The organism is Noviherbaspirillum sp. FW303-A3 (genome assembly GCF_058788695.1).
Window position 1 is genome coordinate 2,332,202 of the sequence record NZ_JBYTAZ010000001.1, and the last position, 12,240, is coordinate 2,344,441.

10 protein-coding genes are annotated in these 12,240 nt (G+C 61.7%); 2 read left to right on the plus strand and 8 right to left on the minus strand.

Going from position 1 to position 12,240, the window contains the following annotated elements:
- Window positions 1-15 precede the first annotated feature (15 nt).
- A complete protein-coding gene (locus tag AC3WOY_RS11410) occupies window positions 16-1,383 on the plus strand; it encodes a sodium-dependent transporter (RefSeq protein ID WP_492423780.1) in 1,368 nt (455 codons plus the stop codon).
- Between the two features lie 12 nt (window positions 1,384-1,395).
- Here AC3WOY_RS11410 and AC3WOY_RS11415 read toward each other — a convergent pair whose 3' ends face one another.
- From AC3WOY_RS11415 to AC3WOY_RS11440, 6 genes are all read right to left on the minus strand, one after another.
- The gene (locus AC3WOY_RS11415; RefSeq protein WP_492423782.1) at window positions 1,396-2,070 is read right to left on the minus strand and encodes a cyclic di-GMP-binding domain-containing protein, MshE-related; all 675 of its coding nucleotides are present in this window, start codon (window positions 2,068-2,070) and stop codon (window positions 1,396-1,398) included.
- 107 nt (window positions 2,071-2,177) lie between these two features.
- A complete protein-coding gene (locus AC3WOY_RS11420) occupies window positions 2,178-3,872 on the minus strand; it encodes a diguanylate cyclase (protein WP_492429267.1) in 1,695 nt (564 codons plus the stop codon).
- A 237-nt stretch (window positions 3,873-4,109) separates the two neighbouring features.
- On the minus strand, window positions 4,110-7,292 hold the full coding sequence (locus AC3WOY_RS11425) for a DUF748 domain-containing protein (RefSeq protein ID WP_492423784.1): 3,183 nt from the start codon (window positions 7,290-7,292) through the stop codon (window positions 4,110-4,112).
- A 65-nt stretch (window positions 7,293-7,357) separates the two neighbouring features.
- Entirely contained in the window at window positions 7,358-7,627 is a 270-nt protein-coding gene (locus tag AC3WOY_RS11430) for a DUF4389 domain-containing protein (RefSeq protein WP_492423786.1), read from the minus strand.
- A 14-nt stretch (window positions 7,628-7,641) separates the two neighbouring features.
- Complete coding sequence (locus tag AC3WOY_RS11435) at window positions 7,642-8,229, minus strand: NAD(P)H-dependent oxidoreductase (RefSeq protein WP_492429269.1); 588 nt, start codon at window positions 8,227-8,229, stop codon at window positions 7,642-7,644.
- Between the two features lie 358 nt (window positions 8,230-8,587).
- Complete coding sequence (locus AC3WOY_RS11440) at window positions 8,588-9,553, minus strand: glycoside hydrolase family 16 protein (RefSeq protein WP_492423788.1); 966 nt, start codon at window positions 9,551-9,553, stop codon at window positions 8,588-8,590.
- Between the two features lie 266 nt (window positions 9,554-9,819).
- Between AC3WOY_RS11440 and AC3WOY_RS11445 the strand changes: the two genes are divergently transcribed.
- Window positions 9,820-10,230: a hypothetical protein gene (locus tag AC3WOY_RS11445; protein WP_492423790.1), complete on the plus strand. Its 411-nt coding sequence runs from the start codon at window positions 9,820-9,822 to the stop codon at window positions 10,228-10,230.
- Window positions 10,231-10,297: 67 nt separating this feature from the next.
- On the opposite strand, the gene AC3WOY_RS11450 is transcribed toward AC3WOY_RS11445, so the two are convergent.
- Window positions 10,298-11,596: a type II toxin-antitoxin system HipA family toxin gene (locus AC3WOY_RS11450; protein ID WP_492423792.1), complete on the minus strand. Its 1,299-nt coding sequence runs from the start codon at window positions 11,594-11,596 to the stop codon at window positions 10,298-10,300.
- 10 nt (window positions 11,597-11,606) lie between these two features.
- Complete coding sequence (locus AC3WOY_RS11455) at window positions 11,607-12,125, minus strand: helix-turn-helix domain-containing protein (protein ID WP_492423794.1); 519 nt, start codon at window positions 12,123-12,125, stop codon at window positions 11,607-11,609.
- Window positions 12,126-12,240: the final 115 nt, after the last annotated feature.

A 12,240-nucleotide genomic window follows, 5' to 3' on the forward strand; every position in this document is an offset into this window, starting at 1 on the left:
TCTCAGGCAATCGTCATGTCCCAACAACACCCCCATGCAAATCGCGACGGATTCAGCTCCGGCTTCGGCGTTCTCGCCGCGACCCTCGGCTCCGCAGTCGGCCTCGGCAACATCTGGAAATTCCCTTACCTGACCGGCGCCAACGGCGGCGCCAGCTTCCTGCTGGTGTACCTGGTCGCTACGCTGCTGGTCGCGCTGCCGGTGATGATTGCTGAAATCGCCCTCGGCCGAAAAGCCAAGGCCAATCCCGTCAGTGCGCTGCTGGCGCTGGCTCCCGCACGACAGCCGTGGTGGCTGATCGGCGCGGCCGGCATGGTGGCGTCCTTCCTGATCCTGTCCTTCTATTCGGAAGTGGTCGCCTGGGTATTCGCCTACATCGTCAAGGCGATCTCGGGTTCGGTGCTCAGCAGCGACCGCGCGGTGACGGAGGCGGCGTTCGGCTCGCTCATCACCGATCCCGTGCAATCGCTCGTGTGGCAGTGGGTCGTCCTCGCGACCATGGGCGGCATCCTGCTGCTGGGCGTGGCCAAGGGCATCGAGGCATTGACGAAAAAGCTCATGCCCCTGCTGTTCCTGCTGCTGGTGCTGCTGTGCGCGGTCAGCCTGTCGCTCGACAAGGCGGTGGAGGGACTCGCCTTCCTGTTCAATCCCGACTTCAGCAAGCTGACTGCGGCGACGGTCCTGACCGCGCTCGGTCTCGCCTTCTTCAAGCTGTCGATCGGCATGGGAACGATGATGACGTACGGAAGCTATTTCCGCGACGACCAGGACATCCCGGCAACCGCGTTCCGCGTCATGTCGGCCGATCTCTGCGTTTCCCTGCTGGCGGGCATTGCCATCTTCCCCGCCGTGTTCACCTTCGGGTTTGAGCCTGCCGCCGGTCCGGCGCTGGTGTTCATCACCATTCCCGCCGTGTTTTCGCAGATCCCGATGGGCCAGGCGCTGATGGTGGTGTTCTTTGTCCTCACCGCGATTGCCGCCACGGGGGCGACGCTGTCACTGATGGAGGTGCCGGTCCTGATCCTCCAGGAACGCTTCGGCCTGTCGCGGCGCAAGGCGACTGCGACCACGCTGGGATTGCTCGCGCTGACCGGTTCGACCTGCGCGCTGACCAACAGCACGCTGTCCGGCTTCAAGCTGTTCGGGCTGAACATGTTCGACCTGTTCGACTTCGTCTCGTCGAATCTCATCCTGCCGGCGGGCGGCATCTTCATCGCGCTGTTCACGGGATGGGTGTGGGGTTCCGGCCAGCTGCGCCGGGCGCTGTCGAACGAGGGTAGTCTCGGGAACGAAAAGCTGGCCGGAGTAGTGTTCTTCCTGCTGCGCTATGTGTCGCCGCTGCTGATCCTGCTGGTGATGCTGAAGGGCTTGAACCTGTTCTGATCCTTCCCGCGCCTACTTCTTCACGGACAGCGTGATGGTCGTGCCGGTGAGGTCGATATTCTTCATGCTGATGCTGCCGAAGCTGGCGCCGGACTTGTCGCCCTTGACGCGGATGTTTTCCATCGAGATTTCCTCGATGGTGCTGGGCATGCTGAGCCGGATCGATCCGTCCGCATCCACCATGGCCTGTGCGCTGGAGGCTTCGTAGGTAATGCCCTTGACGGTGACGTCGGCATCGAGGAAGTGCAGCACGGGATTCACCACGCTCGCCAGCGCGCGGAGGTGGTCGATGCCGCTGCCTTTCGACTTGTCGAGGTAGAGTTCGCGCACGAATTCGGGCAGGCCTGCGGCGGAGACCGCTTGCAGGTCGTCGTCCGACAGTTCGTGCACGGTCACTGCCTGCACCGATTCGACCGGCGGCACCGGCGCAGCAGCCAACGCCTCCAGCGGCGCAAACATCGCGGTGGCGAAGGCTGCGATCAGCCGCAGGTCGCGCTGCTTCTTCAGCGCGCGCTGGATGTGTTCCTGGGTGAGAAGGTTTGCGCCCGCGAGGATTTCGCCCAGCCGCTTTCCCGTCTCCTTCTGCAGCGCGATCGCTTCGGCAAGCTGCTCTTCGGTGATCAGGCGTTGCCTGACCAGCAACTGGCCGAGCAGGAGCTGTTCTGCATTGGGTCTTAGCCATCCCATGATCGTCACCTCGTATCGAGACCGTCGGTGAAACCATCTTACCCGGCGCAGGCATGCGCTTCATCAAGATGGCTTGCAAGGTCAAGAGATTCTTTGCGCAGGATGGATCATCCGGCCGCGCGGGCCTTCTTCCGTTCGAACATGCGATGGTCCGCCACCTTCAGCAGCTCATCGACGTCCAGCCCATCTTCCGGATACTGGGCCCAGCCGATAGACGCGCCGACGCTCACCATCGCGCCCGAGGGCAATGCGATGGGCGCCTGGATCGCCTGCAGGAGTTTGGTCCGCACGGCGCCGATATCGTCGATGGAGAGCATGCCGTGCAGGTAGACCACGAACTCGTCCCCGCCGAAACGCGCAACTTCGTCGTCGGAGCGTAGTGCGCTCTTCAGCCGCGATGCGATTTCGGCCAGCACCCTGTCGCCGGCATCGTGGCCATGCTGGTCGTTGACCTGCTTGAAGAAATCCAGGTCGACAAACAGGAGGGCGAAGCGCAGTGGCTGAATCTCCGTCGCGGTGCGCGCCCGGAACTCTATTCGAGAGACGAGGGACTGGCGGTTCAGCACGCCGGTCAGCCTGTCGGTCCGCAGGTTGCGCTCCATCTCCTGCAAGCTCTTCGCAAGCAGTCCGATTTCATCGGCACGCCGGATGTCGAGCGGTTCGAGGGGCCGTCCCAGGCCGATGCTTTCGGCCGCCGCAGTGAGCTTGCGAATGTCGGTCAGCACCCAGTGCAACAGCGCGGCGCCCATGGCGAGCAGGACCAGCACGGCGAGAAACGCAATCGCGATGCTTTGATAGAACACCGTGGATACATTGCCGATGAAATCGGCGCGCGGAATGGCGACGATGGAAATCCATTCCAGGCCGATGGGATCGCGCAGCAAGGTCGCGCCCACCTGGATGGTACCGCCTTCGTTGTCGAATTCGCGCGAGACCGGCGTCTCGAGGCGCTCACCGTTTGCCTGCCACGCCTTGACCTGCTCCCACGCTTGCCGGAGCAGGGGCGAAGCGCTCTGCTCGGCGGTGAGCCGGACAAGGGCATCGTCCTGCATCCTGTAGGGCAGTTCGCTGGTGGAGGTGGCAATGATGGCGCCTGAACGCTCGACCACGAAAGCGACGCCGTTGCGGCTGACCGACAGCGACTTGAAAAACTCCGTCAACTGACTCAGGGACAGGTCGGTGGCCGCGACGCCGACAAGCTGCTCGTCCTTGCCATAGGCAGGCTTGGAGAGGGTCAACGTCGGTTCGCGCGTGGTGAAGTCGGTATAGACCGGCGACCAGCTCTCGCGGCCGTTCGTGACCGCGGTCTTGTACCAGGGGCGCGTGCGCGGATCGTAATCATCGAATCGCAGCAGTCCGAGACGCTTGCCGGGCGCGGCAACGCTGAAGACATCGCGGACGGAAGCACCAGGCTTTCGCAGCCGGAGTTCGATCATGTCCAGCTTGCGCATGATGCCGACAAAGCTGCCGTCGGCGCCGCCAAAGTAGACGTAATTGTTCACGGCCGGGAAGAATCCCGTGGCGACCCAGAGCTGCCGCTCCAGTTCATCAAGCCTGTGCGGGACCAGCATCGGGGCCGTCGTGTAATCGGCGGGCGAATAAACCGGATTCGGTGCCACCGTATTGAGCGCAACCCGGGCGCCGGTCAATTGATTCTCGGTTTCGCTGGTGACGCGCTCCACCATGTGCAGCAGGACCGTCTGCGAAAACTCCCTGCCGGCATATTCGCTCGACCGGTACGACGCCCAATAGATCACCCCTGCCAGGGCAAGTACCAGCAACAGGAACGGCACAACGAGCACGCGTTGCAAGGACGACAAATGCGGCATGAGAAGAGAAGGGGGGACGATGCAAATGGGACCGGCGAATAAATATGATACCGAAATTTCCGCATGGAAATTTCCTGCCGCGCTCAGAATGGCCGAAATGAGACGAACCGCAGCGCGCTGCACCCAAATGCGGTCCCCGGGATGATGCTGCGATGCATGAAAACACCACTGACCGCCGCGTCGGCTTTGGCAAGGCTGCGGCGCACTCTGCTATTTGAGCGAGAAATCCACCCTGCTCGCCGGCGTGCCGCGTTCACCCGAGCCGTCCACCTTGGCCGCCACAATGAACATCCGCTCCACCGGCACCTGCCCATTCTTCTGCAGCCAGTTCTTCACCGCCTGCGCGCGCTGGTTGCCGAGCGACAGCAGGTCGTCCTCGTCGACGTCGGCATTGGCGGTCATCAGTTTTTCCATTTCCTCGACCGGCAAGTCCTTCGGCAGGCCGAGCACATTGCGCGGCTTCGGGAACTTCTCGTCGCGGTAGGCGCGCAGCAGCAGGCCCGGATATTCCTCGCGGCTGACGGTGACGCTGCCCGGTTCGACCTCGACACCCTTCGCGCGCAGGTCGCGCATTTTCAGCGCGCGCACCTTGCGCTCGACCGACACATGCTTCATCCCCTCGCGGTCCGCTTCCGGATCGACGCGGCCGCCGATGTCAAGCCGCAGGCCGGGACGTTCGGCCAGCGCCTTGGCGAGCGAGCGCAGCTTCTCCTCGCCGGCGGCGGTAATGGACGCGCGTCCCGGCTCGAAAGCCATGTTCGACAGTTCCGCCCCGCCGCCGAACAACGAACCGAGCAGGGCGAAGGGCTGCGTGATCGCCTTGGCAATGGTGTTGCCGATGATCTTGAAGATGATTGCGCCGATGGAGAATTGCGGATCGTCGAGCGAGCCCGCGATCGGCAGGTTGAGGTCGATGACGCCGTTGCGGTCGGCGAGCAGCGCCACCGCGAAACGCACCGGCAGGCTGGTGGCTTCCGGGCTTTCCACCTTGTCGCCGAAAGTGAGCTGTTCGAGGATCAGGCGGTTCTCGGCGCTGAGCTTGCGGTTGTCGACCTGGTAGCCGACCTCGAAGGAGAGCTTGCCCTTTTCGATGCCGTAGCCGACATACTTGCCGGAATAGGCGGACAGCGGCGCCAGTTCCATGCCGCGCACGTTGGCCTTGATATCGAGGAAGAGATCGCCGCGCAGCGGGTTGATGCGGCCGCCGACCGCGAGCGGCGCGCCGTTCACCTCGCCGCGCAGATCGACATCGGCGCGGCTGGCCGGATCGGACGACAGGCCGGACACCACGCCGCCGAACTGCGACAGGCTGGCGGAATAGTTCGGCTTGATGAAGTTGTCGGTGAAGCGCACGCGGCCGCCCTGCAAGCTCACGCGCTTGATGGTGACCGGAGGCATGGCCGATGCGCGTCCGCCATTGTCGGCCTTCGGCGCAGCGCCTGCTTCGGCATCGCCGCGCACGATGTCCTGCAGGTTGATGCGTCCGCTCGGATCGATGATCACACGCGCGAAGAAGTCGGCGAGCGCCAGCTGGTCGACCGAGACGGCGAGCGGTTCGAGGCGCACGTCGACGCCGCCGGCATGCAGCGACTTCCAGCGCAGGAAGTCGTTGTTGCCCGCCTTGTCCACCGTCGCCAGGTTGCCGAGCGTGACATCGCCCTTGAAGCCGCCGCGCAGCTTGCCGTCCTTCTCCTCATCGATCTGCACCCGCCCCTTCGACGACAGGTTGGCGCTGGTGGCGCGCAGGTTGACCTTCGCCGTGACGAAAGGTTGCAGGGGCAGGATGTCGACCGCCTTGATGTCGAGTGCAAGGTCGGCATGCAGCGGCGACAGGCCGACGGCGCCGTTTACCGCCATCTGTCCCGACTTGTTGACGCCGGCCTTGAGGTCCAAGCGGGCACGCGATGCCGGCGCGGTCGACAGGCCTTCCATCGCCAGGTTGACCGGCGCCACCGTGGTGACGACCGGTTCGCGCGCGCCCTGGTCTTCCACGCGGATGGACCAGTTGCTGATGCCCGCGCGGGCTACGTTGACGGCGTAACCCTTGCCTTGTTCGGCAGCCTCTTGCTTCGGCTCGGATTTCCGCATCACACCGGATGCCACCGGAAGGTTGCGGTTGACCAGGACGTCGGCACTTGCGGAAGCAATCTCGCCGATATCGACGCTCTGCTTGCCGGTGTCCACCGCAAGCTTGCGCAGCGCGAGGTCGAGCTTGCCAGCAGAAATACGCATGGGATGCGCGGAATGTTCGTCCGTATAGCGCAAGGCAGCGTCGCGCACGGCCAGTTCGCCGAGCATCACCTTGAGCGCGAGCGGCTTGTCCGCTGTTTTCTGCGGCGCGGGAGCAGATTCCGGCGGCGGCACGAGGCTGGCAAGATTGAGCCGGCCATCAGGCGCGCGCGTTACGTCCGCCTGCAAGCCGTCGACGCGGATACGCGACAGGTCGACCCGGCCGCCGAAGACGTCCGCCTCGTTCAGCGCCACAGCCAGTTCCTGCAAGCGCAGGACCGGTTTTCCCGCCGTGTCGGCGACCTGCAGCGATTTCAGCGCGGCATCGCCCTGCAATAGCAGCGCCTGCCCCTCGCCTCCCTGGCGGAAGCGGGCAGTGAGATTCAAGTCCAGCTTCGCACCCGAGATGCGCGCCTGCGGCTTGACGGGAAGGTATTCGATGTAGCGCGTCAGGTCGAGGCCGTCGAGCTTGAGATCCACCACTGCATCGGCCGGATCGGCGAAGGGACGCGCCTTGCCCTTGAACTCGAACGGCGCACCGTTGACTTTCGCGCGCAGCAGCGGCTCGACAAAGATGTCGACCTGCGAGGGCAGCGACGAGACGAAGGGAATGCCGAGCGCGATGTCGGTGACGGCATGCGACGCTTTTGCAGGCCGGTCGTCGAAAGCAATGCGGCCGCCGTCGATCTGGATATTGTTGACTGCGAAGCGCGCGGGTTCGTCGGAGGGCGGCTGGCTGGCGACCAGTTCGACGATGTCGTCGATGTTGTAGCGGTGCGGCGCCGTGCGCGCCAGGTGCACATAGGGCGCGGAGAGACGGACCTCACGGACGACCGGTGCCAGCCGGAGCAGCGATTCCGATGAGAGATTGACGTGCAGCAGATCGAACGAGGCGAAGACCTCTTCACTCTTTCGCTCCCGCACCTTGACATCGCGCAGCGTCAGCGTCAATGCATACGGGTTGACCTCCACCGCGCCGATGCTTGCCTCGCGCTGGAGCTTCTCGGCAATCGTCGCTTCGGCCTGCGAGCGGATGACACCGGGCAGGATGAAAAAGCCGGCGACGCCGTACGCGAACACCGCGCCGGCCAGGATTGCTGCACTGCGGCGCAGCGTCGGATGCTTCGCCCATGCGGGCAGGCGGCTTGAAGTGGTTGGCGGCATGATGCGTACCTAAGGTGCAACGGGGTGTTGCTCGATTCTACCAGCCGCCTTTCCCCGGCACATTGTCAACCTGCCGGCCAGTCGCTGAACGGGAACGGCGCCTCCTCGGTCGCGAAGGCAAGGAATTGCACGACCTGCTTTAGATAAGTGCCGACGCTGCGGCCGAAGTCCATCAGCCGCGCGTTCGGTGCATCGTTCAGCAGCACGATCAGGAACTGGATCACCGCCAGGATGAACAACAGCGTGACCGATACCTGATAGGCCAGCATCATCAGCAGCATGAACAGCGCGCGCATCCAGAGGCTGCGCGTGCCTGCCTTGGTTTGCTCATTCATGGTCATTCCTTTCTTCAGGAGGCGAGCCTGCCGAGCTTGTCCATCCGCGCGAACCACTTGCCGGCATCCTTCTCCGTCATGTTGCCCACACTGCCGACCAGCGATTCGTGGACGGGCGCGATGCCGACGAAGCCGAGGATGTTGCGTTCCAGCGATTTGATGCTGTGCGCGCGGAAGTACCAGCGGTAGACCGCAGCCGGCATGCCCATGGTGACGACCACGCGCGCCGAACGGCCGGTCAGTCCCTTGCGCGTGAACGCATTCCTCTCTCCGGTAAACGCAAAGCCTGGTCGCGCGACCTGCTCGAGGAAGGCTTTCAGCAAGGCCGGCATGTCGCCGAGCCACAGCGGAAACAGGAACACGATGTGCCCGGCCCATTTGATCACGGCCTGCGCATCGGCGAGGCCGGGCGGAAGCACGCCCTGCTCCCATTCCCGCTGGCTGCGCAGGAGGGGAAAGTCGAGCGTGGAAATGTCGAGGCGGCGGACTTCATGCCCGGCGGCGAGCGCGCCACCCGCATAGGCATCGGCCAGCGCGTGGCAGAGATGCCGCTGGCTGGAATCCGGGTGGGCTTGAACCAAGAGGACGTGCTTGCTCATGATGCCTCCCTTTGGTGTGCGGTCACAATGACACTGTCTACCCGGGGGAGGGGGAAAGCAATGAAATGGATCAAGGAAAAAAGGGATGGACGCAGTGGGCGACCCGACCCGCCTTGCACCACTCCCCATCATCATGGGATAGGCAATGCGGATTGACGGCTCAATCAAGTCGTCGCCAATGCCGTCAAGCGCTTGCTGGCGCTCGACGGCATTGGCAGGAGGCAAGCCGGCTGACGGCAAAAGCAAGCTGACCACCTGTCCGGAAGATCCTGTCGGGCTGCAGCTTGTCCTGTTACCTGGCATTCAGGATATGCGGTGTAAATCCGTGCTTTAGCATGCGGTCCTGGCCTGGATGACCAGGCTATTTAAACTGCCACGCTTTTACGTAATTGATTTCAAAAGCGTTGGACTCACCTGTTGGTGTGGAGGCGTCCGGTTCGCCGCTGGCACTTCCGAACCAGAGGTCCAGTATAGGAAATAACGGATCTGAAATCGAAGCCTGCAGCGAATAGACTTCCTTGCCATCGAAGTAGAAGGTCATTCTATTGGGTTCCCATTTGAGGCCATAACGATGAAACCCGGCAGACATATCTGGCGTTGTAACCTTTGTGTAGCCAGCCTGGTCTCCGCGGTCGTTCCACACCACTGGCGCGTACATCATTGGAACGGGAACGCCGTCGCCGCCAGGTGCCCCCCATGGAGCGGCTCCACCGGGGTACGCTTCGAGAATATCAATCTCGGGACGCCTGCCATCTTGATATCCAAGCAGCCAGAATGCTGGCCATACACCTTTACCTTTGGGAAGCTTGGCTTCCATTTCGAAGTATCCGTATTTCTGCGAAAAGCGGCCGTCGGTATCGAATGTGCGGTCAAAAAAATCACCGTTCGTCCCGCGTTCAGGCCAGATCTTGAGCACGCCGCCCTTTACTGCGTAATTAGTTACCGCAATATCGGCGTCCGTGCGCTCGGTGTTCCAGACGCTGCGGTCGAAGCCGGCGTCGAAGCTGTCGTGAAAAGTGAGCGTGTAACCGCTGGAATCTTGTCCGGCGGGTCCATCTGATGCCGGAAGAGTTGCTGGGGATAAGGAGGAAGTGCTGGAAACTTGTGGCGAGTTGGCGTTTGCTGATGAAGTAGATGCAGGGGGAGCTGCTTGCGGCGGACTGTCGGTTGTTCCGGATACTACGCTTACATTCGATTGCGTCGCCGGTGAAGTGTCGGTAACCAATCCCGCCCCGTCTTCAACTGAGGTACCGCCGCATGCTACAAGTAATCCGGCAACTGCCGCGGGTACCAGATACGCGTTGATTCTCGAATTGTGTTCGACCATTTAAGCTTCTCCATTGCAAAAAATATAGTTCGATAGATACGATTCCCCATAGTTCCGGAAGTAATTCTCATTTTTCCGATTGCTTCTGCTATCACGATTCGAAAAAATCGATATCTCGTTCACTGTCACGATTGATATACAGAGATTGTTGGCTGCCTCTGAAGTACATCGGCGTGAATTACGCGTAATCGTTCACTCCGCGCGGAATTGCAGGAGTCAAGTGCAATGCGGTGCGGCGCCGCGCGCGCACCCTCGAAGAGGCGCAAGTGCTGATCGATACCTTGTGGGCGCTGGCGCAAACACAGGCCCGAAGAATCAAGGAACAAGCACGGCAAATCGATGCGTTGAACCAGCGCATCACCTCCCTTGAAGAGCGGCTGCGCACCAACTCGCGCTATGTCGAGCGCATCATGACGGTCGCCGGCAGTTGCAAGCTGCAAGGTCGTAGGCTACGGATTGCACCAGATGTTCGCAGAGGCCTTTCCAGACTTGGAACCGAGAGAAGCCCTGCCCGGAGGCGCACGATCCGCGCGTTCCGCCAGAACGTCTACACCCGATCGAGATCGTCGGGAAGCCACTTCAATGGAGAATGGTTTGACCTTGACGAACAAGACATTGCGCTGATCCGGCAGCGTTCGTTCAATCCAGGGACAACGTGGACCGCAACGCAACGATAGACGGGATGCTGACCAGCCGCGCCCGGGACGCGTTGCGCGAATAGGAACGGTTCGATGGCGTCAATGTTCAGGCGTCGGCTACACGGAACGCGTAAGCCATGTCGTTGATTTCCCGCTGCGGCAAACGCAGTCCTTGCGCCACTTTCCGCCATTGCCGGGTGACTGCCTTTACGCGGTCGACTATCGCGCGCGCATCATTGGCATTCAGGCGGTAGATGTGCGCTACGCTCAGCGCCAACTCGACATCCAACTCATTGCTGTCGCGGTTGACGTTCAACTTGAGGCCGGCGCCGCCATCGAGGATGGGGTTGACATCGTACATGGGCGAGAGCATCCAGCCCCGCGCGGGATTCAGCAGGAAGCCGTGGTTGCGCAAGTGGTCATCGGTGTTGGACACATGCATGTTAAAGACGATACGGGTCCACAACTCGCGCAGGTCGGCATCTGTATTGGCGCCGTGCTGAATCAGTACCTGTGCCAGCTCCAGATAACTCACGCCGGTCGACTCGTCATCGCCGTCCTTATGACCGGTCAGCGTCATGGCGGAAGCAAAGTGAAGCCGCTCCTGCAAATCGGTGCGATCGAAGCGGCGTACGAGGAAGGTGTGATGGTCAGAAGAGAATTTCTGCACCTTCGCTTCCGGCACGTTGATGCCGCAGGCCTGGGCCAGCGTGAGCACGGTTAGCTCCCAGGCACCCATATCGCGGCTATCGCGCGTACTCGGGAATTTTGCGATCCAGAGATTGCCTGCCGTATCGACGACGCTGGCTTTGGGGCGCGCGCCGCCTAAGGAACCGCCGGGAGAAATGAGCATCCTCAGCCATTCGTCGACGCGGCCTGAATCATCGTCCGGGTTGCGCTCGAGGCTCAAACTGGCTTCTTCGAGGGCACGCAACTGGACGAATGGCGGCGCGGCCTGATCATGATTGTTGTCTAAAAAATTGCCTTCGTCATTCAGGCGAAAGCGCAACGCCCCCACCCGATATGCGTCATGAACGCCCAGCAGATAGTCGGATTCGAAAAGCCTCGCATCTTCCGGCACGAGTCGCGCACGTCGCTGCCGGTCCAATCGACGCTTCATGAGCATGCGGCCCCATCGGTCTGGCGAAGAATCGAGAAACAGGCCGAAGTTCGCCATCCGGTGCGGACAGTATTGTGGACCAGGGTGCAACAGCAGGTGTGGGTCCAACTGGTAAGCAGCGAGTTCCGGCCGGCTCAATGCGGCAGGATCAAACTCAAAGGCGAAAGTCTCTTGCCCCCTTGCCATATGCGGCCACAACGTACCCAGCCTGAACGGATCGCTGCCGGGGCCCCAATCCGCATAGACGGCGATGAATTTGGCCTTGCCTGCCGGAGTTTTTGCCATCGCGCGCTCGCTATGCCTTGCGCTTCTTTGAGGAAAGCTTTACGGCGGACAGGTCCAGCGTTTTCAACAAGTCGGTCGCACTGACGCTTTCCGCGCCCTCAGGTTGCTTATCCTTTTCCTCGCTTGCGTCGGAGAGTTGTGTGGATTGTGCGGCTTGCTGAACGCGAACAGTCGCTTGCCTGCCCGATGCGACGACGTTACCAGGAGTGGTCTTGACCACAATCCGCCGTGGACGCCTTGTGCGTTGTAACTCAGCGTCCTGCAAATCCCTCCCCAGCGGATCGTGTGTTGCCCACTCGGCTACATCTTCCTGCAATTGGAGTACCTGCATAACTGCCAGGTAAGCCCCCATGGTCACGCCGGGCAGGCCACGTTCGACGCGTCGCAGAGTCACTTCTGTCATCCCGGCGCGTTGCGCCACCTCTTTCGCCTGGAGACGACGCCGTAGACGCGCGATCCGCAACCGCTCGCCAAATTCCTTCAGGAGCTCTTCGGTGGCCGGCAGAAGAGGAGAGGTTACGTTCGCCATAACGGCATTAAATTATCGTTTTTCGAAGTTAAACGATACTATTTTATCATATACGCAACCCGGCAATATCTCCTCATTAAAGCGATATTATTTTATCGTTAAAGAACAAAAAACG